Raw genomic sequence first — 26,720 nt, 5'->3', positions numbered from 1 at the left:
CCTCTTTTTATATTGGTTTATCTAAGTTATTGTGCAACAACGACCATTGAAGGACGCAGCACGCGATCCTTCATTTCATAGCCAGCTTGCAGAACCTGAACAATGGTGTCAGCTTTTTGATCATCCGAAGCTGGCGCGGTTTGAACCGCCTGATGCTTGGTCGGATCAAAAGGCGTGCCTGGCTCAGCTGGAATCTCAACAATCCCATGGTCCTTGAGCGCCTTTTCCAAATGGTCGTGAACCATTTGAATGCCTTTCTTGAACTCTTGGGCCTGCTTGTCATCCAGTTGAGTTGCCAAAGCCCGCTTCAAGTTGTCCAAAACCGGCAGGATGTCTTTAGCCAGCCCCTGACCATCGTATTTGATCAATTGCGCGCGCTCTTTTTTGAAGTGGTTGTTCATGTTTTGAATTTCCGCTTGCGCGCGCAGATACTGGTCGTCTTTTTCATCGAGCTGCTTTTTCAGATCAGCAATCTGTTGCTTGAGCGCGGCAGTTGGATCTTCCTTGGCAGCTGACTTGGCATCCTTGGCTTCTTCGGCATTCTTAGCCGCTTGGTCAGCCGCAGTCGATTCAGCTGCTTGAGCCGCCTTTTCTTCCTTGGCAGCTGCTGATTTCTTTTCAGCCATCGAACCCCTCCTATAAATCGTAATAATTGTGATAGTAGTCGAGCAGTCGTTTAGCCAGCTCGCGTCTGAACGCGTCAACCAGGCCAATCGTCCGCGAATAAGGCATCCGCGTCGGTCCCAGCACGGCGATAATACCCTTGCCGTATTGGTTGACGTCGTAGGTAGCGGTGATCAGACTGTAGTCGTTGAGCACCTGATTGTTGGCAATCTCACTGCCAATCTTGACATTGACTCCATCATTTGGAGAATCGGAATCAATGATGCTTGACAGATTATCGCTTTGATCGAGCAGTCCATACAATGCCCGCAGCGCCTGAGGATTCTGCCGATCAGAGTAGCCGAGAATGTTGAGCCGCCCGCCGACGAAGTATTTTTCGCGAGCCGCCCGCCCCAATACGCTGTCAAAGATCTGCAGAAAGCCGTCGGGACTGTGCAGATACTGACTAACCTTTAATGGAATGTCAGTCTGCAGATGCTTGACAACCACCGCCAGCGGCAATCCCACCAGCTGATCGTTAATCAAGCGTACCACGGCTTCCAAAGCCTGCGTATCCAGATTCTTAGGCAAAGTAAATGATTGACTCTCTACCTCGCCACTGTCCGTAACCAGAATGGCAATGACTTTTTGATTACCCAGCGGCACCAAACGGAAACCGCTTAAGTGCACGTCTTTTTGTTCTGGCTTCAGGGTAAACGCCGTGTATGACGTCAGCGCTGAAAGGATGTCGGCTGAATGTGAAACAATCTCGTCAATCTTGTGAAAATCGGCCCCCAACGAATTTTGGATTACCATCAGATCACTATCAGTAACGGCTGCTGGATCAAGCAGATGGTCAACGTAATAACGATAGCCCTGCTTGGAAGGAACGCGACCAGAGCTGGAATGCTCTTTTTTCACGAACCCTTCTCGCTCCAAGACTGCCATCTCGTTGCGGATCGTAGCTGAGCTGACCTTAATCGGGAGCTTATCAGCCAAGACCTTGCTACCGACCGGTTGACCAGTCGCCGTGTATTGACGTACAATCGCTTGCAGGATTTGCTTTTGACGCTGTGTTAGCATTGGCATCACTTCCTTTTAGCACTCTAACTGCCTAAGTGCTAAACACAATTTATAATATACCAACCACACGACTAAAAGTCAATAATAGTCAAACTATTTTTCTAGAAAAATGTCAAGATTGGTCAAATTATTTCCAAACATCCATTAAAGGAGTCCAATTATGAACGAAGAAAACCGCTACGTCCAACCTAAAAACGCCAAAGAAGCCATGGAGCTGATTCAAAAACTGTTCAACCAATACCGCAACGCGCCATTGACCGCGGAATTGCTTCAGTATCACAATAATTTGATCATGCGACTGCAGACCGACATCAAGCAGGCAGCCGAAGCAGAAGGCCAGACCGCGCTTTTAAAGGACCTGCATGAAATGACCGAACTGATGCGCCGCTGGACGACGATTCGGCTCAGTGGGCGTCCATTTGCCGGTAAGATGCGTCATTTCCGCTTTGCGCCAGCCAACGGGCAGAAATTTAAGCGCCAGGTGCACAAAATTGGCGGCAGCAGTGCACACCGCGCCAGTCGTCATTAAAAATAGTCGCAAAAGCAGCGGTCGCTTTCCTAATCGGCCGCTGTTTTTATTTTAAGTATGAATCAAGATCAGCTGCCAATAAGCCTTATTTATACGGCAGAGCAAACGCTTTTTAGCAAGCCAAAGCACAGTCAATAAACTTATCAGCCGCGTTCCTTTTCTCGTAGCGAACGCGGTATTTCACCTTGCTGATAAGTCTGCCAGACATCGAGGCGGTCTTTTTCGTCCAGCTGGCGAAGCACGCGCGCGGGCACGCCGGCTACCAAAGAATTGGCTGGTACATCTTTGGTTACCACGGCACCGGCTGCCACAATGCTGCCCGCGCCAATCGTCACCCCGCCAGTAATCGTGGCGTTAGCGCAAATCCAGCAGTTTGGCTCAATCGTGACCGGCTTGACATATTCCAGATCATGATAACCATCGGGATATTGAGCCGCCAAACGCTCCTTAGGCAAAAATGGATGACATGGCGTGGCAATCGTTACCCCACTGCCCAGCCAAACATTGTCACCAAGCGTAACTGGCGCAACGTCTAAAAAAGTACAGTGATAATTAATAAAGCATTCTTTGCCAACGTGGATATTGGTGCCGTATTCGCAATAAAACGGCAAAAACAGTCCCAGCGATTTCCCCTTGGATGAAGGAATCAGCTCTGTTTTTAACCGCTCAACCGTTTGCTGATCCAAAATCGAAGTCTGATTCAGCTGTTGGCACAAAGCCATGCGTTGCAGATGATAGGCATCAAGCTTTGGGTCAGCTGGATTGTACAGCCGCCCGCTAGCCATTTTTTCAAATTCATCCATCGAAGTAAAAATTCCTCTCAAAAATTAATGATTGCGTCTCGTCCCATAAACGGCTGTTCTTCACCAATTGCATAAGCCAGATTATTTTTGTCTCTTGCCCATGGCTGCCCGTTTTAAGGCTGCCTGCAGCTGCGGATCGACGGCGTGCAGATATAGGCCGTGCACGCCCCGCGTCAGCAAAACGTTCAATTCATTGTGCAGCAACTGCTCACCAAATCTTTGCTTAGAGTGATCTTTCATCGTCCGACGCTGAACGGCTTTTTTATTGGCACTGGCGCTCGGATCAAAGATGACCTTGCCATCAGATACTTAACGGACGGCCCGATAACCACGCCAACATGATTTAAATCAAAGCCCTGGACGGTATAAGTTGAGCCAATCTCGTGAATCGTATGCGGCTGTTCGGCCCAGGAAAGGTCGCTGTATTTGACACCATTGATTTTTTTGACGTTGCCTTTCAGCTGCAGATTCCAAGGCATCGACCAATTTCCTTCACTGACGCACCAGTAGCTGCCATCTTTGGGCTTGCTGCTAGAATATTTCCAGTCAAACGTTGCCACCATCCGACTGATGCCATGGCCATGATCCTCAGCGTTAAACCTGGCAATTGCCTGTTCCATTGCGCGTGGATCATCAAAAATCTGCAGATCATAGCTGTCGTCGACTGGAATCGGATAGATGCGGCGCTGATCCACGAAGTCGCGAATCCAGCGAATCGTTTCATCCGAGGCCGCAATCCGCATTTGATTTTTCAGTCGAATTACTTTGTCACCAGCCAGTCGCTTGAGATGCTGCCAATCTTCATTTTCCATGATCTCATCAGCCGTCAGTACCTGCTTGTGATCATAAACCGCCAAGACGACTTTGGCCCGTTTGAGAATATCGAGCAGCTGATTGTTGCCATGGCCGTGATAGCCTTGATTCTGCTGGGTCCACAACAAATGTGCCTCATCGATAAAGGCCACGTCTGCTTGATGATTTTCATCATGGCGATTGATGAAGCGAGATGGCTTGATGACCGTTTCATCGTCACCTATCCCCAGCTTTTTGACGATCTGCTGGTAAACCTTGAGCTGCTGGGGATGATTGACCATCATGACGGCATTGAGATGATCCTGCTTGGCCAACTCATAAAAGATATTGCTCATCAAAACTGTCTTCCCTGCACCAGCCTCGCCAGTCACCAAAACCAACTGGCCGGTCTGATCGGTTGCCAGGGCTTGCTCGACAGTTTTTAAAATCTTGCGTTTGGCCATAGCCTGCTCATCAGTCAGCTTATTGAATGGTGAGGCCTTAAAGATGGCAGATTTTTCCAGAATACGCCGTGGTGGAAACAAGTTATGGTACTTCTTGTTTTCACCCAGCTTATCCCAGATACGGTTAAAAATCGGAATGAACTCATCGCTGGTGTAGTACTTGCGTTGGGCATTTTCGCGGCGGTTGTTCAGCTTGGAAATGACGTCCACGCTGCTCAGATACTGCATCATGCGATTTTCAATATCTAAGGCCAGCGACTTATTGAAATGCTCGTGGCCAATCACAAACATGTGCGCGTTTTTGGCATTGCGCAATTCTTCCCAGTCCTGGCGTGTTTCCGGATCGGCATCCAAATGCTCCAGAGTCCGGCGCTGGATATCGATGGTCTCGCCTACGTAAACCGTATAGTCTTCTTTGTAATTACTCTGCTTACCTTGATTATCAATGATGTAGACCGTTGGATACTCAGTCAAAAGTTCTTGTTCGTGATACTTGCCTGGGTAGCGTTTTTCAATCTCTTCATCCAAATGAGCAGCTGTGTCCCTGCGATAGGCCGTCTCAAATATCAAGGGATCCTTGATATTATCCTTAGTTTTTTTACTCATAATCATCCCCGCTTAATCATGATTGGCCAGCAACGTTTTCATGGCCGTTTTTCTAATTATATTATAGTTGATTTATCGATAATGGCATAAATTCATTAATATGCCGCGTGAGAATGGATTTTAATCTTATCTTGACAATTTTGGTAATTTAATTTAATAATGTTCCTGTATAATAGAAATTACTAATTTAACCAGCGCGATAAAGTTCGGTTTTAAGATGGGTTACCATAAAAGGCACTGTAACTGTCCTAATTGATTCTTTCGTTAGTCTGGTGTCAGGCGAGCTTTTAAAAATCATTTTGCCACTTGGGGATGTAAGGAGGATTTCAAATGCAAAAATATCGAATTACCGTTGGCGACCAAATCCGTGACTTGCCGCTGATTCCAATTAGTGATGACACCGCAATCGCCTCATTCGTGCTGTTGGGCGACGACGCGATGTCTAGAACTGCAGCCGAATTATTGATCAAAAAGCTGCCACACAAGTTTGACTATGTGGTAACCGTTGAAAGCAAGGGTATCACACTGGCGCACGATCTCAGCCTTTTGACCAACCATCCCCGCTCATTCGTGATTCGCAAGTCGGTTAAAAGCTATATGAAAGATCCGCTGACGACTACGGTTGACTCCATTACCACCCAGGGCCAGCAGCAATTGGTTCTGGATGGCGCCGATGCCAAAGAGCTGCAAGGTAAGTCGGTGATCCTGGTTGACGACGTGGTCAGTACCGGGGGCTCATTGCAGTCGGCTGAAAAACTACTGAAACTGGCGGGCTCTCAAATTATTGCCAAGGCGACGATCCTGGCTGAGGGTGATGCTGCTGAACGCGATGATGTGGTATTCTTGGGCAAGTTGCCATTGTTTAATCTAGACGGTACAATTAAATAATTTATCAACGCGGTTTGACATTTCAAGGACTGCCAGTTCGCACAAGTCCTAACGACGGTTTCGACTTTTCAACAGCTACCAACCTAATCTGTATGTCGAATTGACTATTACACACTTTTTGGGATTTTTTAGTGATTTGCGTGTAATCAAATCGCAGAAAATGAAATCGGCACGAAGTTTTTACACACAAAATCGTATTTTTGCTTCAAAAGTGTGTTATGAATTTTCGCTCAGATATTTTATGCAATCAATAATGAATATCGGACAAGCTGAACATTTTAATTCCAAAAAGCAAACGACCCCACGGCATAGTGCTGTGAGGTCGTTTTTGCGTTAACTAAGGATCTGCCTAGTCGTCTTTGGAGTGGCGCTCACCAATCTGATAGTCATCACTGTGGGCAAACATTTCGGCAACCGTGATTGGATCACCGCCAGTCAGTTTCTTAAAGTCATCGGTGAAAGTATCCATCTTGCCTTCGCGAATGGCTTGGCCAAACGTCACCATCCCCTCCGAAGAAAATGGCGCTTCAGATCCCTTCTTGAACTGTCCATCCGTGGTCCGCGGCACACCCATCGCATCAAAGATCTGGTAGTCTTCTTCGTCAGTGACTTCTTTATAGGTAACGTGATTGCCAGTCTGTTCATTACCGATTTTGATAAAGTCGCTGATCGTCATCAATTCGGCACCATTGATGTTGAGAATCTGGTGGTGCCGATCGTCAGCCAGCAGCGCATAAGCCATCGCCTTGGCACAGTCTTTACGCGAAATGTAGGCCATCTTGCCATCGCCCTGGTTGTTCATCAGCACCCCGCCGTTTTTGACGAACGTGAAATAGTTGGTGATCATGGCCTCAGCGTATTGTGAGTTACGCAGGAAAATGTAGTCCAAGCCACTATCTTCAATGTATTTTTCAGTAAAGGCATGGTCGATCTTTTCCTTGCTTGGATTGGTTGGATCCTGAGCATTAACCAAAGAAGTGTAGACAATCTTTTTGACTCCAGCTGCTTTGGCCGCATCTACCACGTTTTGCTGAGCCTGCTGACGTTTTTGCCCAACAAATGGCATTGAGATCAACCCCAAGACATCGGCACCCTTGAATTTGTCAGCCAAACCATCCAAATGGTTGAAATCAGCCTGGCGCGTGTCGACTCCTTTTTCAGCATACTTTGCCAATGCCGCTTCATCATAACCAACAAAGATCAGGTTCTTCGGATCAGTCAAGCGTATGAGATCTTCAGCTGCCTGCGTTCCCAGATTGCCCCCAACACCAGTCAGTAAAACTTTTGTCATTGAAATCGCTTCCTTTCGCTAGTTAATTTATTCTAGCGAGTTTGGAATGAGACTGTCAATTGACTGTGTGCATGACTTTTGGAGTTGATATGGTTATAAACTAACTTGGTGAAGTGACAGGGTTTTCAGTTAACAATTAATCTCAATCGCTTTCACGTGTTAAAATTAAACATGTTATTTACTTAATAATGAAAAGTTGGGGATATTATGAGTTTAAATCATGTCAGTTATTGGGAAAACGGGGACTGGCATCATGTTACTGTCAAAGAGGCATCTGAAAAATCACATTGCCATACCATCAGAGCTAATGAAAAGCGGTTACTGTGCGATCTTTGCAATCACTTTGTTACCCTCAGTGTTGGCAAAGTAAGAGATCCTTATTTCAAACACAGCAAAGGAGACATCGATAAAAACTGTCCTGAACGTTCTAAGCAGGCCTTATTTACACTTCCGACTCATTTTGCTGGACTTAAGATAGTCATTGATAAAGAACAAAAATTCCATTTAGAGTTGGTACTTCCACATGCAGCCAATCCTGGACTATCTAAGTACAAAAATTTGGGTATTTATCATAAACATCACAAAAAAATTCAGAAAATTGCACCAGTCAAAATTGACCCGAATAATTTTTCAACCAAGGTTAATCTGGGAAGCACTGTTGCCAATAAATATACTCTTTATAATGATTTGCCGGATCACTCTGATAAAATTGCCGATTTTGAAACTCTTCAATCAAAGTATCTAATTTTTAGAAGTAGTGATGGCATGCGAGTCAATCTGGGTGGGGAGTTAAATCCCAATAATGAATATATTGTTTTGACGACGAAAAATAGCTTTACCTACCCCGGAATCAATGAAAAACTGCTGGTACATTCAAACGGTTGGAACGTTTTTCAAATTAGCTTTGATACACATTTTGGTCCCAATAAACTTAGGCCCTTTTTGCAAATAAACGATCTCGGTAATGATGCGGGAATTGATTATCGAATCACCAAAAACGTTGCTGATGTTGATTTAATCTGGCCCGAGCATTTCAAAAATGAAGATGGCATCAGCTATTTGGGCGATACGCTTTACCTTTATAAACATGGCCAGGCGTGGCTTGATTATGCTCCAAGAACCAATAAACGTCCAAATCTTGATCAAGACCGGCTCTTACAACTGTTTGAAAATCCACAGCTGTTCACTTTAAAACCTAATGATAATAACGGGATGGTTGTTGCTTATGGTCGAAATACTAACGATATTGCCAACTACAAGCAGTTTATTCCAACCTCTCAAGCCAGTGAACAATCAAAAAATGATCTATCACTCAAGCCATATACAAAGGAGCATCATCATTACATAAAGCCTTTATATAATGCCACCTTAAAACAATATATGGGTAAATTTGAAGTTAGCAGTCAATCGCTTGAGGCTAACAAACCATTCTGCTTACCTAACCTGGTTGCCGGTTCTAGTCTAAAGGTTTTCTATGGTGCTGACTGTGTATTCTCACAAACGGCAAAAATTAGCAAGCCTCAATCTAAACCGTCTCAATCTCAGCCATCAATTATCGATAAGTCATCGGCTAACAATGATCAAAGCAGGCTTAATGATTCAGAGCTGCTCAACCTGCTAAAAAGACAAATCGGTGAAGCAACAACTTTCACTATCGTTTCCAACCGACTTAAAAGATCACTGACAGATTATCCAACTACTTATCAATGGGTATGCAGTCAAGCCCGCCAACAGAACATCACAATTAAAGCTAAAAATATCTTAAATAAAATCGTCAACGGAGAATATTATTAATGAACGAACTAATTGGTACATCACTGTTTTTAATCGACTATTCAGATAAAAATAAATTGACCGCCTACTGCAAGGCAAAATTTGACAAAGCTTCTGGTATCTTGAAGTCAGTCGGCAATTACGATTATCCAGAGATTGATCTAAGCACCAATCCATATATTCAAAACCATTTTAAAAACTACAGCAAGTCTTATATCTTTTGCGATCTTAGACTATATGAACAACATCTCGAACTATCTAAGGGGACCGAAAAACTACCGGTTGTTGTTCAAAAAAGTAGTTTTAGTAGACCTGAAGAGATTATTAAAGCACTTAGAACATCCGGCTTCAATATTGATCATCCTAATTACAATACTTTAGTGTTAACTGCACCGTCGGCCAATGGTCAAGTACAGGGGCTGTATCTTGATATTAAAAACGACCTCTACTTAAAAGATAGTGGTCATAAATATGGTCTTAAATCCAGCAATACGTTTCTTAGGAAATACAACTTTGATACCAGAAAACAACTTCGTAAATACTGCTATGAAGTTGCTGCTCCAAAGAATGCAAATGATCGATTCTTTTTGACCAGTGAAGAGAATCTTGAGATATATTCACCAAATATCTCAAACGTTCCAACCAAAGATGTTTATGGCATCGTTCGTTCCGAAATTTTAGAACGGCTTAAAGATCATACCGCAAAAGCCGGTAAATATTCTCAAAATTTAAAGTTGTTCAAGTCGTTTCTAAATGATCTTAATGAGGATGACTGGACTGCTCAGCTTGCCGAACAGTACCACTATGACATTCAAAAGGTCAATGACGCCTATGAAGACATCTTTGAGAACGCACAAAATCTGGCAACTGGTAATGATGAGGATATGGCTAACCTCAAGTACACAATTAAAAACAATGAGTCAATTCGTCAGGTAGCCATTAACGAAATTGAAGACGACTGGAAAAAGCAAAATGACTCTAAGACAAAACAACTAGAAAAACTAACAAAAGATATCAGCTCACTCAGTACCAAGAAAACTGAGCTTACCAAACAAATTGAGGAGCTGACGGCTAAAAAAGAAAAGCTCGAATCACAACAGCAATTAGCCACGGATGTTGAAGCTAAGGTCCATCAACGAATTGAAGACGCGCGAAAAAATGCTGCTGACTTTATTGCGGAAATGGCCTTTAATCAGGCTATGATGCCAAAAACTAATCCTGTCAGTCACCCCCATCATCTGGCGATCTCACCATTTAATCCCATTAAGTTTAATGTTGACCCACAAACAGCACCTATTGAGACTACCAATGCAAAAGACGTATATAATGCGCTTAAAAACACCTTAGAGCCAATGATCAACAATCATAGCCTTCTCGGCGAACTAACAGCATATCTCTATATACTTCACAATCAAAATCGTCCTCTTTTATTAATTGGTGACGATGCACTTGATATCGCTCAATTAGCTGCATTACTTTTAACGGGTCAACCAGCAACGCAGATTGAATGCACTGGTAGATTCTCAGCAGCTATTCTTCAAGAACTTAAAAATATCAAATCGCCTGCTATTATCTTGAATAACCTAGCGGGGAGCTCTTGGCTGTCACATATTAATTCGCTAGTACACTTACCTAATAAGTGGGTCATCTTGACCGAAAGCTTTATGGATGATTTGAACTTGGCGCCTCGAGGTTTATATAATTTTGCAACACCAATTTTTACTGATATTTTTGGATTGCAGTCATCCCGAGTAGCTATAACCCCAGCAATTGATAAGAGTACTCGTTTTGATATATTTGACTATCCTCATCTTGACAATCTCAAAGGTATCAATCAACCAATGCGAAAGCATATCGAAGAAGAGACTGCCTGGATAACCAAAGCTCTAGACAAACGCGATGTCTACCTGCCACTATTTGGGTATGTCTATGCAAGTGGTAAAAAGCATTTGCTTAATGAGCTGCTGACCAAAGATGATACACCAACTGCCCATTATTTAATGAAATTCCAGGAGCTTGACTGATGGATAAAATAACCCTCCTACAGCAAATCCAAAATGATCTGGACATTAAAGCACTTGATAATGCTAACCGGCAAGATAAGCAATCTAGTCTATATCAAGCGATTATTATCTACAGTGCAGCTGCCCGTCAGATGCTTTTTGTTCTATCTGAAAACCAACATGGAATCAATAAAACTGATTTGATCAATGCAACCGTTGAATTCATCAATCATTTTGAAAGCATCAATAAGGATAAAGGCATTAATAAAAATACCAACAATAAGATCTTTGATGCTACTCCATCAAAGGTTGCTGATTATATCTTTGAAAGATACCTTAATACCGGTTTCTTTTTGAGTGCCAAAAGAAACCAACAACCCCTATATTTTCCTGCATCCGAAAATAAGGCGGTATTTAATAAGCGACTTTTTATTCGTACCTCTTTCTTATCCAATTCACATCCGTCAATGTCGGGAACTGGTTTTTACCGAATTCAAAAACTTGCTAATGTTGACAATGTCAGAACGCTCTTTGGTTTACCAAGCTATACGGTACGTGATTTTTTACCATTAGTTAATCGAAAAAACGATAAATGGATTAAAGCTACTTCACAATTTGATGCTGCTTTGCCAATCATAAATAATCAACAGTCAAAGCAGATCGATATCATCGTTGAAAATAAAGATGGGCTCTTGCATGTCTATCCACAAGACGGTTCCAACCCAATCATCAACAATAATCTTAACTATGCTTGCTGGGCTCTATACTCCACTTTGAACTTAAAAAAGTATGAGCTTAAAAAGAGACCGCATAATAATATCCACAAGTTTCTAAATAATATGGTAATTTTTGAGTTGCCCAAACAGCTTCCATACCAAGAAAAAGAACTTATCAAATTATATTCTTGGCCGATTTCTTTAATAGAAGATGCTACCGAACAACATATTTACATGACTGACTTTGAAATTTACCGCCATTTGCATGATTTAATTTATGGCACCACACAAACAGAAACCAGTCAAGCTGATATTAAGTCTTCTAAATCAGACAAAGCCCGATCAGTTGCCAAATCTGATCAAACCCCATCCAATACAGCAATAAAACAAACTCAAAAATTAAAGCGTCCAACAAGCATCGAAAAAGTTACTTTAAAAAAGGAAAAAGATAAGTTAGATGCAAAATATTCACGCTTTGCACAATCACTTACAAAGCCTAAAAAAGATGCCATTGATACGGTCATTCCACATCTTTGCTCCCTAAGCACTTCTGCTATAGAAAAAATTTTTAAGCAATCAGAATATCGTTTCATAGGATTTGATGTTGGTTACACCGGAGTCAATTCTTCCAAACACTATTGTTTATGCAACACCACCTACACTTGGGGAATTATCGTTGCTAAAGATGAAATTCACCAAAAACACGTAAACATCGAGCATCTTAGTACACATGGCATTCTTTCTTTTGAAAACTATGTGAAAGTTGAAAAGATCGTCAATAAAATGAAAAGCGACCTGATCGAAATCGCCCAAAAAGCCAAAACAACCACGAATTATTGGACGCGCCCCTACACAAATGCAATTCTTACCTATGAAAGGGCTCAGCCAGACCTATATCGATATCTGCAGTCACTAAGAGCAAAAGAATTGCCAGCCCCTGATGAAATTGATAACAAGCTTAAGGAGATATATGCTCATTTTTAATCCTTAATTACCTTTTATTTTGTGAACAAGATAGGTAATGTTCGTGTTTTAGCTTTATAAGTTTTATTTTGCTATAATTCAATAGTTAAGATAATCCAATTAAGGAGTATATCATGGAGCGAAAATACAATGGAGGTATTTCTTCTTACCAACTCTGGACTACAGAACTTAGCCAATTTATTAATCTTTATTTAAATGGCATGAGTATCTCAGACATTAAACAACAAGGACGCGAAGAAAACCTATTTAGACAATCAACTACTTTACAAGCCAAAAGATGTTCGGGAAATCTTGCTGCCCGTGTCAAAGCTTTACCACAACCAATTATTGAATTATTTCCAAGTCTCGACACAAGTAATCAAAAATTAGTGGCACTACTTTCAATCATGCTAATCAGTCGTATTTTGGATGAATTTATTTATGAGGTTTATCGACCTAAAATAATCGTTCGTGATACTAGCTTTCATGATTACGAAGTTGAATCTTTCTTAAATGTAGAACGTATTAATAATCCAGAAGTGGGCGAATGGTCAGTTAATACTATTCAAAGGGTTAAGGGTGCTCTCAAATATCTCGCCAAAAGTGCGGGGCTCTTTGAACAAGATGGTAAGAACCTTGTTACTCGTTTTCCATTACTAGATTCCCGTTTAGTAGCTACCATGAAGGCTACACAACTAGATTATGAATTAGCTGCTTTAGGAGGTAGATAATGGCACAAGTAACTTATAGCTTGGAAGAACGATTTCAACATCTTAAAGATAAGATTCAATCACCTAGTTTTCAGCATAATCAAGGTCTCTCAAATGAGGTGGGCTATTACATCTTTGACTATCCAGTCACTGAGACTTTAAAAATGCGGACATTACTAAAACGATTCCTAGATTCACCTATGGCTGCTCAGCTTAACATCCGCTGTTTTAATGTTTTCGATATTATGATCAAAGAAATCAAAAGCTTTGATTACCTAGTTGCTGAAACTAACGAAACTGATGGAGCTGCTGTAAACGAACTAGAAAAGGTCGAGGAAAGGAATGGTATGGACTACCTGATCGAACAAGTCGGAAATATTATGGAAATCACCAAGGAAGATAATGCAATTGTAAAATACATTCAAAACCGCCTACCTAAGAATGAAAGCATTATCTTTATCACCGGTTTGGGAGAAGTTTATCCCCTGTTACGTACTCATAAAATTTTAAACGCAATGACGCAAGTAATCGATAATTATCCGGTAATCTTCTTTTATCCGGGAAAATACGACAGTTTTAGCTTACAGGCATTTGGTGAAGTTAAAGATCAAAATTACTATCGCGCATTTAGAATTGACTAGGAAAGAAAAACTATGACACAACTAAAAGAAATTTTTGCTAAACAAATCGATCGACCAATTAACGGTGTTATTAAAGTTGGCTCAGAAGATGAACAAGTTAAACAAACTGAACTTTCAGAGTATGTTGTAACTCGTGAGCTGCAAAACGACTTTAAGAAATTTTTCGACGAATACGATAAAAGTATTGGGCATCCTACTGAAGAAATGGGTGTTTGGATCAGTGGGTTCTTCGGTTCTGGTAAATCCCACTTCTTAAAGATTCTCTCTTACTTGCTTGAAAACGATGTTGTTGCTGGTAAAAATGCCATCGATTACTTTTTAGAAGATGGCAAGTTTGACGATGATTCTTTAAAAAATAGCATTTTAAAGGCTACTAGTATTCCAAACGACGTCATTCTTTTTAATATTGATTCAAAGGCTGATAGTAGTATCCAAGATGGCAATACCATTCTAGACGTATTCTTGCGTGTTTTTAACGAAAAGTTAGGCTATTCACCAGTAGCTAGAGTTGCCAATATGGAGCGTGAACTAGACCAAGCTGGTAAGTTTAAAGAATTTCAAAATGTCTTTAAAGAGCTTAATGAAAATACTAGTTGGAAAGATTCTCGTCGTGCTTATATTTTGCTGAGTAGTCGCATCCAGGAAGCACTGGAAAAATGCGGATTTATTAACAATAAAGAGGCGGCCAAACGTTATGTAGACAATGTAACTAGTCCTGCTCCCTTCTCAATTAATGCTGAACAATTTGCTAAATTGATTAAGGACTATCTTGATCAGGCTGGTAAAGATCATCACCTTATATTTTTAGCCGATGAAGTTGGACAATTCATTGGTGATGATGGCAATAAGATGCTTAATTTACAAACCATTGTCGAACAACTAGGCATTCAATGTCAGGGCCGTGCATGGGTTGTCGTAACTTCTCAACAACAAATGAACACGGTGGTTAGCACTTTCAATAAAACACGTGACGACTTTTCTAAAATCCAAGGTCGTTTTAAAACAATGATTACTATGACCAGTGCTAATGCTGGTGAAGTTATTCAAAAACGTTTACTTTCTAAAAAGCCTAATTATCAAGAATTATTGGAAAACCTTTATCAAGAGCAAGGTTTTACCATTGATAATAAAATCAACTTTACAGATAGCATGAATCGAGAAAAATTCGATACACCTGAACGTTTTGCAAATAACTATCCTTTTATTCCTTATCAATTTGAGTTGCTTAAAGACTCTCTAAATATGATCCGAAGTAAAGGTGCTAACGGTAAAAACATGTCTGATGGAGAGCGCTCAATGTTAGCTACATTCCAGGAAGCTGCTATTCGCTACAAAGAATCAAATATAAACGTGTTAATACCTTTTGCTGCCTTTTTCCCCGGAATGCGTCAATTCTTAAGTCATGATCATCAAGTTGTCTTCACTAAAGCTGAAAATGACAATGAAGTTAATCCTAACAATGAAGATTTCGGTTTTAACGAACAAGTCTTAGCAGTTCTCTTCATGGTTAAGTATGTCGAAACCTTTAAGGCTACGCTAGAAAATATCACCACGTTAATGTTGGATAACATCAACGTTGATCTAAATGCTCTTAAGAATAAAGTGGCGGCATCACTTAAACTATTAGTACGTAAAAACTATGTTCAACAGCATGTTGATACTTATGAATTCTTGACTGATTCTGAACAAGAAATTAACGAAGAGATCAACTCTATTGATATTGATGATCGTAGTATTGTTCAAGAAATAGGTAACTATTTACTTAATAGCAATTTAATCGATGCAAAATATCAATATCCCAAGAAGCCTAAACAATATATTTTTGAGTTTAGTGAAACGATTGATGGAAGTGCTCTTAACCAAACAGGAAGACCATTAAATATTCAAATCATTTCGCCATTAGTAATTGATGCCTACGATCCAGCACAATTTAGCTTAACGGCCGCTGGAAATAATACAATTGTCGTCACCCTTAAAAATGATGAACAGTATATTGAAAGTATGCGCCGGCGTCTGCGATTGAAAGAATACCTTAGCAAGGGTAGCACTCAAAGCGACCCAGCCAAGCAAGCTGTCATTATGGTCAAAAGTGCTGAATATCAAGAAATTAGCGAATCTACTAACACTCGAATTGAAAAAGATCTTCAAGATGCTGACATTTACGTCTTAGACAATGTCCTTAGTGGGGGTAGTAACTTTAAGACTCGTTTAGCTGATGCGAAGAAACAATTAATTGACGATCTCTATCGAAACTTAAATTATATTGATACTTTCAAGAGCAATGATGATCTTTTTGATCTTTTAGCAGGTAAAAATCAGGCTGGTATTTTGGACAACGAAGAGAACATTCAAGCCATTAATGCTCTGCTTAAATATGTCGATCTACAGAATAACCAGATTAAGGATATATCACTAGCTAATGTTAATAAACATTTTAAGGACAGTCCTTTTGGTTACGCTGATGCTGATATTGCTTGGCTAGCAGCCAAAGCTTTTACTGACGGTAAATTGCGTCTATTCTATAATAACGAACAATTAACCTTAGAAGAAGCTCGCAAAGATCCGAAAAACTTTTCTAAGTACTTCGTGCAAAGCACCTATACTTCAAAGATCAAATTGAAGCCTGTAAAAGAATTGTCTAAGCGGCAAAAAGAAGATGTTAAAGAGTACTTAGATGAAGTGCTGCAACAACGCATGCTGTCTAACTTTGACGATCCGTCAGAAAAAATTGCCAATGAAGTTAAAAGTAAAACTCAAAAATTCATTAATAAATTGCAATACATGAAGCAACAAAGCTATGCTAATGAATTAGCTTACCCTGGCCATGAATTATTGAGCGATGGCATTAGACTCTTAACGCCAATCTTAAATCAAGACAGCGATACTCTGTTTGAAACCATCTCCAAGAATCTAGATAAATTTGAAGATTGGACTGACGAGTTTGAAGATAAGGGTTTAGCTGATTTCTACGGTGATAACAGTACTTCCTTTAGTCCACAACAAAAAACCTGGAACCGGAGCTATGATTACTATCAACGTTATAAAGCTGCTGAAGCGTTTCTTAGTGATGATACGCTAAAAGAAACTGCTGATAAACTTATTAAAAATTTGAGGAATGATAATGCCAGTTATAGTATTGGTAATTTGAAAACACTCAATACTCAATTCGCTGATGAATATATCAAGATAATTGATAAACTACAAGCTTCAGTTACTGCCATAAGTCAACAAAAACGAACTGATTTATTAAACTTAATAACTAATTCCGCCCTTAGTACTTCTGAAATTAATCACCTTCAGAAGAGTATTATGCAACGTTTTGACGAAATCGATCAAAAAACCAAAGCGTTAAGCAGCAGCCAGGACACTAATGCCTATGCTCAAATGTATGGCTTACAAAAGGACATTAAAGAAACTGATCAAGAATTTCGAAATGCCTTCAACGACGCTAACGAACAATTACGAATTCGTTTAGCAAATTCAAATAGTGACACTGCATCAGCAGATGCTAGTTCTGATGCAAACTCCAGCAATAACGCTTCAACGACGGACGCAAAAACAAAAACTAGTGAACCAGTCCATGTTAAAGCCCGGATTAGCCACACTTATCAAGTAACGCAGCTGTTACAAGATAAGACTTGGAACATTTCTAGTGAAGCCGATCTTGATAAATATCTTGCACAATTACGACGTTCAATTGAACACGAAATGAAGAATTACGACGATTTAAACATCAACTTCTAGTAAAGGAACATTATGGATAAAAGTAAAATTAAAAACTTCGCCATCAATGCACGGCGGGAACTAATCGGTTCGGTTAGCCAACGCTTAGCACAATTAGGGATTACAACTAGCGAGATTAGTCAAGAAATGCCCGCTTCTACACCAGAGCTGAAATACTACACTAAAGAACAAATTGTTAGTAATAACGGGTTAACTGGTCAGCAAATTACTTGGCGTTCTAATATCGTTAATGAATTAAAAACCCGAGGCTATTATGAAGACCAACAAACTGTCCTCGAAGATTTTATCGAAGAAGTTGCCTACACTTGGTTCAACCGAATTATTGCAATTCGCTTCATGGAAGTAAACAACTATCTGCCTACTCGAGTACGAGTGTTGTCCAGTGAAAGTGGCAATAGTGAACCAGATATCATTGATGAAGCCTTGAACTTGCGCGATGACTTAGGCAACTTTACGCCGGAAGAAGATCAGCTAATTGGGGATGCACAGCTATCTCTTGACCCGCGTAAGCTTGACCAAGCCTACGAAATACTTTTTATTAAGCAATGTGATGCTCTAGCGGAAATCTTACCGGGACTCTTCGAGAAAACCAAGGATTACTTAAAACTACTTTTTACACCTAATTACAATCATGGTGTAATTCAAGAACTGGTAACCGAAATTCCCGAAAGCTACTTCGACGTGCAAGATGAAGGGCAAGTGCAGATTATCGGGTGGTTGTACCAGTACTACAACACCGAACCTAAAGATGCAGCATTTAAGAAACGCAACTATTCTACTAGTGATATTCCAGCCGTTACACAATTATTCACTCCGGACTGGATCGTTAAGTACATGGTGGAGAATTCTTTGGGACGGTACTGGATTGACATCTTAAAAGCCCGCGGTGATCAGCGGACTGAAAAGGAGATCGCTCAAGACTTCAATTGGCAATATTACATGCCAAGTTACGAAAAAAATTCACAAATCTCCAAAGAAGAGCTGGCTAACAAAGATGTCCAAGATATTACTTTTATCGATCCAGCCATGGGTTCCGGGCACATTTTGGTCTACGCTTTCGATATTTTAGGCCAAATCTATGAATCAGAAGGGTATTCTAAACGACAAGCCGCCGTTTCCATCCTAAACAACAATTTGTTTGGCCTGGATATCGATACTCGTGCTTATCAATTGTCTTATTTTGCCCTACTAATGAAAGCCAGGGAATACGATCGGCGACTGTTCAGAAGAGATTTAAAGCCGCATATTTACGACATTCCTGTAACGGACCTAAAAGCTGCTGATTTCGATATTGCTATTGAGCAAAGTCAACTTGACCAAAAAAAGGTTAAGCAGGACCTAGCTAGTTTGTTGGCTTTGTTTAAAAACGGTAATGATCTAGGTTCAATCATTCAAACTAATGCCCTAGATCTTGCCTCCTTATCAGAACTTATTAAGTCAGACCGTGACCCATCAGAAAATGAATCACAATATGAACAATTATCGTTTATGGATGATGAGCGTGATAATCAACAAGAATTGGCTTATTTATTAGAAATTGCTCAAGTACTAAACTCAACTTACGATATTGGAGTAACCAACCCGCCTTATATGGGCGGCGGCAAGATGGATCCTGCTTTGAAGAAATATGTACAAAAGCACTATCCTGATAGCAAAGCAGATATGTTTGGCGTCTTTATCGAAGTAATGCTTAATTTAACCAAGAAAACGGGCTACGTGGGGATGATTACGCAACATTCATGGATGTTCTTATCTAACTTTGAAAAATTGCGTAAAAAGCTGCAAGACGTAACTATCGTTAATTTAGCCCATCTTGGAACACGTGCTTTTGAAGAAATTGGCGGGGAAGTTGTTCAGACCGTAAGCTTTATTTTGCAAAAGGGTAAAACCAATGGCTATCAAGGCACCTATGAACGGCTAGTTGATTACAATTCACAGGATACTAAAGAAAAAGCTTATTTGAGCATTGTTAATGGTGAAGATACGAAAGATCTTTACCATGCCAACCAAGCAAACTTCAATAAAATCCCTGGCAGCCTGGTCTCTTATTGGGCAAGTAAGAAAGGTATCAATAACTTTTTAAATAAAAAGTTATTAGACTATGGTAACGCTGTCAATGGTTTTACTACGGGAAACAATAACCTATTCTTACGAATGTGGTTTGAAGTCTCTAATAATAATATATCTTATACAGAACTATCTAGAACAACCGCTATTAATTCAAAAAAGAAGTGGTTCCCTTATAATAAAGGTGGAGTATACCGTAAATGGTATGGTAACAATGATTATGTAATCAATTGGTATAATGATGGTCAAGATATAAGAGAATATGGTCATCTTGTTCCAAGAAGCTTGAAGTATATGTTTAAACAAAGTATTTCTTGGAGTAAAGTTTCTTCTGGTAGTCCATCGTTTAGATCCAAGTTACCAGGAACTATGTTTGATGTTGCCGGACTAAGTTTGTTTTTAGATGACGAATACAATTATAATTATATTCTGGCTCTGTTGAATTCTACAGTTAGTGTATATTTCTTAGGAATTCTATCTCCTACTATAAACTATGAAACAGGTCAAGTTTCTTCAGTACCAGTTATCATCAAGAATGAAGATAATATTTCATCTATATCCCAGCAAAACATCTCTCTCTCAAAATCCGATTGGGACGCTTTCGAAACTTCCTGGGACTTCCAGCGCTCACCGCTTCTTTTTCATGTGGCAGAGCATAACCACAACTGGCTGCTATCTGAAGCTTTCATCACTTGGCAAAACGAAGCACAAGATCGTTTCAACCAGCTCAAGAGTAACGAAGAAGAACTTAACCGCATCTTCATCAACCTCTATGGCTTACAAGATGAACTTACCCCTGAAGAAGAAGATAAAGACGTTTCAGTTCGCTTGGCCGAGCGGGAACGCGATATTAAAGACTTTTTGTCCTACTTCATTGGTTGTGTCTTTGGTCGCTATTCTCTAGATACCGACGGCTTAGTTTATGCTGGTGGCAACTGGGATGCAGATAAATATGTTAGTTTTAAGCCAAATAAGAATAATCTGCTAATGCTAACAGACACACAATACTTTGATGATGAACGTGATGTAATCGTTCGTTTGCGGGAATTCTTAACCAAGACTTTCGGTGCCGACACGGTTAACGATAATTTGAATTTCATCGCTGAGGCGCTTGACGCTAATAAATATGCTAAAGGGACTGATAGTGAAACAATTATCCGTAACTACTTTATTAGTGACTTCTTCAAAGATCATGATAAAAAGTACAGTAAGCGCCCGATCTACTGGGAATTCAATTCCGGTCATAGTAAGGGATTCAAAGCACTGATGTACTTACATCGTTATGATACCGGTGAATTAGCAATGGTACGGCAAAACATGCACACTCTGCAAGCAGCGATGAATAACCGTTTATCAGTCACGCAAAGGTTACTGGACGCTGAAACAGTCTCTAAAAATAAAACTCTAGATCGTCGAATTATTGCTAATGTAAAAAAGCAAATTGACGAAATCGTTAAGTACGATCAAATTTTAGGTTCATTATCAGCAAACCCGGTTGATCTTGACCTTGACGATGGCGTCTTAATTAACCATGCTAAATTACAAAATGGCTATAAATTACTGAGTAAATTATAAAGGATAAGCCTTTAACGAGGGATTCGAAACCCATATATCGTTAAAGGCTTTTTAATTGGTTCAGGTTCTAGCTAATTAGCATCTAAGAGCGCTATAATAATAGTTTAGTAATTAAAATAGAGGAAACGATCATGCCAGAACTTACTAAGCAGAATATCATTGATAAACTAAATCAATACTTTACTCAATATCCTTACGTCTTCTGGTTCGACCCTAAGGATCAGTTTTCAGAAACCATTAGGGAAATTGAACCGCAGCTAAACGGTAAAGTGTATACTGCTCACAAAAACCATCAATTAGAAACTAAACTAGCATTACGTAATGATAAAAATAATCATTACCTAGTTCATGCCATTTATGATCGTCCAAAAATTACTTTGGATCTTTTAGCCGATATGGAACGCTATTCAAAGATCTTTAGTGCAGATGCAACCCAATTAATCGTTGAAGAATTAGGCCTTACGGATGAACAACTTTCCTTTGTTAAAAAATACCGTTCTTACTTTGCGGCCAAAGCACGGCGAAAAGACTTTAAACGTTATTGGGACCGTGATTTTATCTCAAAACCAGAATATGGTATTTTAGCAGCAATTACTAAAACAGAAAAACTAGAAATCAATGAACTGCTAATGAAGGTTTTGTCAGCCGGTTTAGAAGATAATCAATATTTAGATGAATTTAACAAGTACAACGTTCAAGCTGCCTTCTGGCAATTAATTGCTGATAACTTTGGTTACACTCAAGCTAATCCATCTTTATTAGAATTACTGTGCAGCATCGTAGTTACCTATTGTCCAGATGATCACTTACCACATCAATATTATTTGTCTAATCGCATTAACGTTCAAATCTTTATTGATCGCTATGCCGATTCTAATCGTTATGCCGATGACTTTAAGTACTACACTGAGTTTGTTTGGAACAAGTTAGACCTAAAGGATGCTTTTGCCAAAAGCTCCTTAGATGATTTGTCTAAATTACCATTATTTGATGATGTTAACGAACTTGTTTTGGCACGGTTACGAGATAAATTCTCTCAAAACCGTGTAACGGATTATGATATGGTAATGACAACAATCCGATTAATGACCGATCATACCCGTCATAACTATAACGCTATCCAAGAGCCTGAGTATCTCTTTTTAGAACAGGCTGCTTTACTATTTAACATGCAATTAGATACTAAAGATGATTGGCAAGAAGAATTACAAGATTATATTCGACAAGACTATCAGATTGATCAAATCTATCGCTTATGCTTGTTAGATTATAACCGAATTCAAAATACGGATCCTTATAGTGAAATCAAAACACAAGTAGATTACTACTACAGTACGCAACTTGATAGTTCAATCAAACAATGGAATAATTCTTTTGACTTACAAAAAGTTGATCCTAAATTTCGGCAAGAACACTTTTACTTTAATCATGTTCAAAACTCTAATGAACGTATTGTCGTTATATTTTCTGATTCCTTACGTTACGAAGTCGGAAAACAACTACAAGATGAACTTGATCAAAATGACCGCTTAAGTCTAAATATGAATTACGCCTTAACAAGTTTACCTTCAATTACTAGTTTTGGTATGAATTTAGCGTTGCCACATAGTCATAAAGGTATGAGTTATGAAAAAGGCAAAATTAAAGTTGATGGCCAAAGTGTTGCTACAATAAAAGACCGTGAAAACATCCTACAAAGTTATGATATAAATAGTCGCGCCCTACAACTAAAAGACATTTTAGATATGACATCTAAAGAAATTCGTCAGGTAATTGCAGGACAAGACATTATTTATCTTTACCACAACCAAATTGATGTAAAAGGACATGAAACAAAAACCACCAATGAACTAATCGATGGTGTTGAAAAGGCAATTAAGGAAATTACAAGTGCTATTCAAGTTTTGCGTACAAATAATGTCTCACATATCATTGTAACAACAGATCACGGTTTTCTTTATCAAGAGCGTCCTCTTGAAGATACTGACAAGATTAACCTATCTGATCAGAAATATGATGGTAACGCACATACCCGCTATTTAATAACTAAGGATCAATTAACTAATATCAAGGGAATTAAAGAAACAACAATGGGAGTTTCCTTAGCTAACGATGATCCAACACATATTTACTATCCAAGTAGTAAAAGTGTCTTTGTCTCACGTGGGTCATCTAACAGCAATTACGCTCATGGTGGTTCCTCATTACAAGAGATGCTGATTCCGATCCTTGATATCAAAGCACGATCAAATAAATCACAAGCTGTTCCCGCTGAAATAAAACTTGCTATGGCAAACTATAAAATCAATAATTACCAGATGCACCTCACTTTTAATCAAGTTAAAGCAATCAGTAATTTGGTACGACCAGCGAGATATCGTGTCTACTTTACAGATGATAAAGATAATTTAATCTCCAATCAGGTAGTTATTGATGCCGATCGCAAAGGTAGTGCAATTGATCGTGTTATTTCAGTCACTATTACCGTGCAGAAACAAACGTATGATTATAATCGAGACTATTATCTAATTATCGAAAATATAGATGATATGAGTAAAACGACTTATACGTATTCTATGGACCTACTCCAACCAAAATAAAGAGTTTTAGGGACTTAAGCCTTAATCACCAGGCTTCCGCATGCTTGTGGGAGCCTTTTATAATGCAAAAAATCGCACCATTCCTTGGCCTGACTGAGGTACAGAATGGTGCGATCGCTATTTTTGAAAGGTTTCTACTATATATATTTGTTCGAAGTTTTAAGTTAATATCCGTTTAGAAAGTGAGCAATGTTAATTATGTCCAGGAAAGTATGACTGTGAGTAAAGATTCATCTATTGCTGCTTAGAAGTGTGCAGCCAGGATCGGCAACAGCCAGATCCAGAAAATGCAGGTCGCTGCAAATGCCACTGTAGAAATCGCCACTGAACTGGCACCTTCTCTGACATAGATGTTATAGCGACTGGAAATAATGATCCCAGAGAATGCAGGTGGTAAGGCATTTGCTAAGCAAAGCATTGAGATCTTAGTTGGATCGGAGCCCATCCCGCAAAGGTAGGCAACCAAAACAATAATGGCTGGCGTCAAAAGCAAACGATAGAACGTGTTCCAAAGCGATTCCTTGTCGATTGAGAACTTAACCGTTGAAAGTGACAGACCAGCTGCCAATACGGCAACCCCGGAGTTGGCTTTGGCAATCAGATCAAAGCTTGGGGCAAACGAAGCTGGAATCTTGATGCCCAGCAAAACCAGGACGAAAGCCAGCAATGGAGCTGCAGCAACCGGCTTTTTGATGGCGTTGATAATTGCAGACATCGTTGAGTTGCTGGTTTTCTTTTCGCCATTGCCCAAATGATTGTTAGCCTCAGCTCTAACCAGATCGATTTCACGAATAATGCCTTTTTCGCGCAATGCCTTGGCTTCAGCATCGGTAACCGGAATCCCGTCAGCGACGGTAACTTCTTTTTCTTTTACCGGTGCCACCTCATCAGACTTTTGCGGCAGCTTGATCTTAACCTTTTCGCCATCAGTCTTAGAAGCCTTGGCCCGAGCTTCGGCTTGACCTTTATTGATCAGTGCCAGCCCAATTGGAATCGTCACTGCGTTAACTACAATTGAAACGATCCCGATAACCAGGTTAGTATTGGCGTCATTGCCATAAATCGGATCCAAAACCGCAAAACCCAGGAACCCGATCGTTGGTGAACCAGCGATCATTGCACAAATGGCGGCTTCCTGCTTGGTCCGGTGAAACATGATTCTGTCCAAAAAGTAGCTGAGCAAGAACAGGCCCGTAACCCCGAAAAAGGCGATCAAGGTTAAGACGATATCTTTAGCAAACATTTCACGCGTTGCCGAAACAATTGAGATGAATAATGCCGCCGGTAAAGCAATGTTTAGCACCAGCTTGTTTAGCCCTTGTCGTTGGTCATCGTCAAAGAATGAAAACTTACCACACAGATAGCCCAAAATCATGATGACTAAAATTGGGACAATATCATCAATTAATATTTTTTCCATGTCTACCCCTCCAATTCTCTTTTTGGCATGTTGGCATGCCAGGCAATAAAAAGGTGGGATGCGGTCAATGCCGGTCATCCCACCCAAGCCATGGCAAACGCCTTTAGCTTATTTGCCCTTGATTACTTCCCGACGTGGGTTCTTAGGGCCGCGAGCCTTTGAGATGACGCCTTTTTCAACCAAGTCGTTGATTTCATCGGCATCATAGCCTAAAGCAGAGAGTACTTCGACGTTGTTTTCACCCAGGTCTGGTGCCCGCTTGTAGTCCGGCTTGTAGTTGCTTAACGTAAATGGCATCCCAATCGTCTTGAAGTTGCCACGGTTGCCGCCTTGGTCAATCGTAACGATCGTGCCATCTTCGTTTAAGTCAGGGTCATTTTCCAATTCGTGCCAATCAATGACTGGGCCAACTGGAATGCCTGCCTCACCAAGCTTTTGCGTCAATTCATACTTGTCGTACTGCTTGGTGTAGGATTCGATCAGTGGATAAATCTCTTCCTTGTGCAGCTGACGGTGTTCCCAGTCACTGAAGCGTTCGTCGTCAATCCATTCTGGGTGACCCATCGTGTTGGCAATGGCTGCCCAGCTCTTGTTGGAGTCTTGAATAACGATGTAAACGTAGGCATTTGGATCAGTTTCCCAACCCTTAGCCTTGTAAGTCCAGCCAATAACTTGACCACCCTCAGTGTTTTCGGCCCGTGGTACGGCCTTGCCCCACTTGTAGTCAGGGTAGACAGCGTAGTGTGGCAGTGCACCCAGGTTGTCTAACATGATCTGGTCACGCAGCTTGATCCGGCACAGGTTCATAACCGCGTTTTGCATTGACTGGTAAACCAGCGTCCCTTCGCCAGTCCGTTCCCGCTGCATCAAAGCGGCCAGGATACCAATCGTCAGGTGCATCCCTGAGTTGGAGTCGCCTAATGCCGCAGCAGATTGCGTTGGTACGTTGTTTTCGCCCTTATTCCAACCAGTTGCTGAGGCCGCGCCACCAGCTGATTGAGCTACTGGTTCGTAAGCCTTGACGTTGGCAAAACGTGAGCCTTGGTTAAAGCCTTTGAGTGAAGCCATAATCAAACGTGGGTTTAACTTGTGCACGTCCTCCCAGCCAAAGCCGGCCCGGTCAGCAGCCCCTGGCCGAACGTTTTCAACAAAGACGTCGGCCTTTTTCAACAGGTCCGTCATGATCTTTTTGCCTTCTGGCGTCTTGATGTTTAAGGTCAATGACTTCTTGTTGGCGTTAAGCTGCAGGTAGTAAAGGCTCCAGGAATCTTGAATGTCCAACAGTTGATTACGCGTTGGGTCACCAGTGTCGGGACGCTCAACCTTGATTACCTCGGCACCCAGCCAAGCCAACAGCTGCGTACATGAAGGACCAGATTGTACCTGCGTCCAGTCAACGACCTTGATTCCCTTTAATGGTGCATATTCATTTGTCTTTTCTTCAACCAT

Annotated in this window: 18 protein-coding genes; 10 read left to right on the top strand and 8 right to left on the bottom strand. The window is 40.5% G+C overall.

Annotation, left to right across the window (positions count from 1 at the left end):
• Nucleotides 1-26: 26 nt before the first annotated feature.
• A complete protein-coding gene (gene grpE, locus HF864_RS02060) occupies nucleotides 27-626 on the bottom strand; it encodes a nucleotide exchange factor GrpE (protein WP_048345174.1) in 600 nt (199 codons plus the stop codon).
• A 10-nt stretch (nucleotides 627-636) separates the two neighbouring features.
• Nucleotides 637-1,686 (bottom strand): heat-inducible transcriptional repressor HrcA, encoded by a 1,050-nt coding sequence (gene hrcA / locus HF864_RS02055; RefSeq protein WP_169461462.1) that lies wholly within the window; start codon nucleotides 1,684-1,686, stop codon nucleotides 637-639.
• 160 nt (nucleotides 1,687-1,846) lie between these two features.
• Here hrcA and HF864_RS02050 point away from each other — a divergent pair, with 160 nt between their 5' ends.
• Entirely contained in the window at nucleotides 1,847-2,215 is a 369-nt protein-coding gene (locus HF864_RS02050) for a hypothetical protein (protein WP_169461461.1), read from the top strand.
• 143 nt (nucleotides 2,216-2,358) lie between these two features.
• Here HF864_RS02050 and HF864_RS02045 read toward each other — a convergent pair whose 3' ends face one another.
• The 3 genes from HF864_RS02045 to HF864_RS02040 all read right to left on the bottom strand — a co-directional run bounded on the left by HF864_RS02045 (nucleotide 2,359) and on the right by HF864_RS02040 (nucleotide 4,880).
• Entirely contained in the window at nucleotides 2,359-3,018 is a 660-nt protein-coding gene (locus tag HF864_RS02045) for a sugar O-acetyltransferase (RefSeq protein WP_169461460.1), read from the bottom strand.
• 81 nt (nucleotides 3,019-3,099) lie between these two features.
• A complete protein-coding gene (locus HF864_RS09590; RefSeq protein WP_346774602.1) occupies nucleotides 3,100-3,258 on the bottom strand; it encodes a DNA/RNA helicase domain-containing protein in 159 nt (52 codons plus the stop codon).
• On the bottom strand, nucleotides 3,255-4,880 hold the full coding sequence (locus HF864_RS02040) for a DUF2075 domain-containing protein (protein WP_346774601.1): 1,626 nt from the start codon (nucleotides 4,878-4,880) through the stop codon (nucleotides 3,255-3,257). The genes HF864_RS09590 and HF864_RS02040 overlap by 4 nt, the downstream gene beginning before the upstream one ends.
• A gap of 330 nt (nucleotides 4,881-5,210) precedes the next feature.
• Between HF864_RS02040 and HF864_RS02035 the strand changes: the two genes are divergently transcribed.
• Nucleotides 5,211-5,768: a phosphoribosyltransferase family protein gene (locus HF864_RS02035; RefSeq protein WP_169461459.1), complete on the top strand. Its 558-nt coding sequence runs from the start codon at nucleotides 5,211-5,213 to the stop codon at nucleotides 5,766-5,768.
• A 349-nt stretch (nucleotides 5,769-6,117) separates the two neighbouring features.
• Here HF864_RS02035 and HF864_RS02030 read toward each other — a convergent pair whose 3' ends face one another.
• Nucleotides 6,118-7,059 (bottom strand): NAD(P)H-binding protein, encoded by a 942-nt coding sequence (locus tag HF864_RS02030; protein WP_169461458.1) that lies wholly within the window; start codon nucleotides 7,057-7,059, stop codon nucleotides 6,118-6,120.
• A gap of 207 nt (nucleotides 7,060-7,266) precedes the next feature.
• Between HF864_RS02030 and HF864_RS02025 the strand changes: the two genes are divergently transcribed.
• The 8 genes from HF864_RS02025 (at nucleotide 7,267) to pglZ (ending at nucleotide 23,851) form a co-directional block, all read left to right on the top strand.
• On the top strand, nucleotides 7,267-8,853 hold the full coding sequence (locus tag HF864_RS02025; RefSeq protein ID WP_169461457.1) for a hypothetical protein: 1,587 nt from the start codon (nucleotides 7,267-7,269) through the stop codon (nucleotides 8,851-8,853).
• Entirely contained in the window at nucleotides 8,853-10,856 is a 2,004-nt protein-coding gene (locus HF864_RS02020) for a hypothetical protein (RefSeq protein ID WP_169461456.1), read from the top strand. The genes HF864_RS02025 and HF864_RS02020 overlap by 1 nt, the downstream gene beginning before the upstream one ends.
• Nucleotides 10,856-12,535, top strand: coding sequence for a hypothetical protein (locus tag HF864_RS02015; protein ID WP_169461455.1), 1,680 nt, complete (start codon nucleotides 10,856-10,858; stop codon nucleotides 12,533-12,535). The genes HF864_RS02020 and HF864_RS02015 overlap by 1 nt, the downstream gene beginning before the upstream one ends.
• A 113-nt stretch (nucleotides 12,536-12,648) precedes the next feature.
• Nucleotides 12,649-13,245 carry a BrxA family protein gene (locus HF864_RS02010; RefSeq protein WP_169461454.1) on the top strand — a complete coding sequence of 199 codons (597 nt, stop codon included), beginning with the start codon at nucleotides 12,649-12,651 and terminating at the stop codon, nucleotides 13,243-13,245.
• Nucleotides 13,245-13,865, top strand: coding sequence for a DUF1788 domain-containing protein (locus HF864_RS02005; RefSeq protein WP_048345182.1), 621 nt, complete (start codon nucleotides 13,245-13,247; stop codon nucleotides 13,863-13,865). Before HF864_RS02010 ends, HF864_RS02005 begins: the two co-directional genes overlap by 1 nt.
• Before the next feature lie 12 nt (nucleotides 13,866-13,877).
• Nucleotides 13,878-17,609 carry a BREX system P-loop protein BrxC gene (gene brxC, locus HF864_RS02000; RefSeq protein WP_169461453.1) on the top strand — a complete coding sequence of 1,244 codons (3,732 nt, stop codon included), beginning with the start codon at nucleotides 13,878-13,880 and terminating at the stop codon, nucleotides 17,607-17,609.
• Nucleotides 17,610-17,621: 12 nt separating this feature from the next.
• Nucleotides 17,622-21,251 carry a BREX-1 system adenine-specific DNA-methyltransferase PglX gene (gene pglX / locus HF864_RS01995; RefSeq protein WP_169461452.1) on the top strand — a complete coding sequence of 1,210 codons (3,630 nt, stop codon included), beginning with the start codon at nucleotides 17,622-17,624 and terminating at the stop codon, nucleotides 21,249-21,251.
• Between the two features lie 131 nt (nucleotides 21,252-21,382).
• On the top strand, nucleotides 21,383-23,851 hold the full coding sequence (gene pglZ, locus HF864_RS01990; RefSeq protein ID WP_169461451.1) for a BREX-1 system phosphatase PglZ type A: 2,469 nt from the start codon (nucleotides 21,383-21,385) through the stop codon (nucleotides 23,849-23,851).
• 244 nt (nucleotides 23,852-24,095) lie between these two features.
• Here pglZ and HF864_RS01985 read toward each other — a convergent pair whose 3' ends face one another.
• Both HF864_RS01985 and frc read right to left on the bottom strand, forming a co-directional pair.
• Nucleotides 24,096-25,271 carry an AEC family transporter gene (locus HF864_RS01985; protein ID WP_169461450.1) on the bottom strand — a complete coding sequence of 392 codons (1,176 nt, stop codon included), beginning with the start codon at nucleotides 25,269-25,271 and terminating at the stop codon, nucleotides 24,096-24,098.
• 108 nt (nucleotides 25,272-25,379) lie between these two features.
• Nucleotides 25,380-26,720, bottom strand: a complete 1,341-nt coding sequence (frc, locus tag HF864_RS01980; protein WP_169461449.1) for a formyl-CoA transferase — start codon at nucleotides 26,718-26,720, stop codon at nucleotides 25,380-25,382.

This window comes from Lactobacillus sp. MRS-253-APC-2B (assembly GCF_012843675.1).
GTDB lineage: Bacteria > Bacillota > Bacilli > Lactobacillales > Lactobacillaceae > Limosilactobacillus > Limosilactobacillus pulli.
The sequence above is the reverse complement of the archived record's forward strand: the minus strand, read 5'-3'. Positions and strand labels throughout refer to the sequence as shown.

Excerpts from the sequence above, each read along its gene's own strand:
- brxC (WP_169461453.1), top strand. The coding sequence starts at position 13,878 with ATGACACAACTAAAAGAAATTTTTGCTAAACAAATCGATCGACCAATT.
- HF864_RS02010 (WP_169461454.1), top strand. The coding sequence starts at position 12,649 with ATGGAGCGAAAATACAATGGAGGTATTTCTTCTTACCAACTCTGGACT.
- HF864_RS02035 (WP_169461459.1), top strand. The coding sequence starts at position 5,211 with ATGCAAAAATATCGAATTACCGTTGGCGACCAAATCCGTGACTTGCCG.
- HF864_RS02020 (WP_169461456.1), top strand. The coding sequence starts at position 8,853 with ATGAACGAACTAATTGGTACATCACTGTTTTTAATCGACTATTCAGAT.
- HF864_RS02005 (WP_048345182.1), top strand. The coding sequence starts at position 13,245 with ATGGCACAAGTAACTTATAGCTTGGAAGAACGATTTCAACATCTTAAA.
- HF864_RS02030 (WP_169461458.1), bottom strand. The coding sequence starts at position 7,059 with ATGACAAAAGTTTTACTGACTGGTGTTGGGGGCAATCTGGGAACGCAG.
- HF864_RS01985 (WP_169461450.1), bottom strand. The coding sequence starts at position 25,271 with ATGGAAAAAATATTAATTGATGATATTGTCCCAATTTTAGTCATCATG.
- pglX (WP_169461452.1), top strand. The coding sequence starts at position 17,622 with ATGGATAAAAGTAAAATTAAAAACTTCGCCATCAATGCACGGCGGGAA.
- frc (WP_169461449.1), bottom strand. The coding sequence starts at position 26,720 with ATGGTTGAAGAAAAGACAAATGAATATGCACCATTAAAGGGAATCAAG.
- HF864_RS02045 (WP_169461460.1), bottom strand. The coding sequence starts at position 3,018 with ATGGATGAATTTGAAAAAATGGCTAGCGGGCGGCTGTACAATCCAGCT.
- HF864_RS09590 (WP_346774602.1), bottom strand. The coding sequence starts at position 3,258 with ATGAAAGATCACTCTAAGCAAAGATTTGGTGAGCAGTTGCTGCACAAT.
- HF864_RS02040 (WP_346774601.1), bottom strand. The coding sequence starts at position 4,880 with ATGAGTAAAAAAACTAAGGATAATATCAAGGATCCCTTGATATTTGAG.
- HF864_RS02050 (WP_169461461.1), top strand. The coding sequence starts at position 1,847 with ATGAACGAAGAAAACCGCTACGTCCAACCTAAAAACGCCAAAGAAGCC.
- pglZ (WP_169461451.1), top strand. The coding sequence starts at position 21,383 with ATGCCAGAACTTACTAAGCAGAATATCATTGATAAACTAAATCAATAC.
- hrcA (WP_169461462.1), bottom strand. The coding sequence starts at position 1,686 with ATGCTAACACAGCGTCAAAAGCAAATCCTGCAAGCGATTGTACGTCAA.
- HF864_RS02025 (WP_169461457.1), top strand. The coding sequence starts at position 7,267 with ATGAGTTTAAATCATGTCAGTTATTGGGAAAACGGGGACTGGCATCAT.
- HF864_RS02015 (WP_169461455.1), top strand. The coding sequence starts at position 10,856 with ATGGATAAAATAACCCTCCTACAGCAAATCCAAAATGATCTGGACATT.
- grpE (WP_048345174.1), bottom strand. The coding sequence starts at position 626 with ATGGCTGAAAAGAAATCAGCAGCTGCCAAGGAAGAAAAGGCGGCTCAA.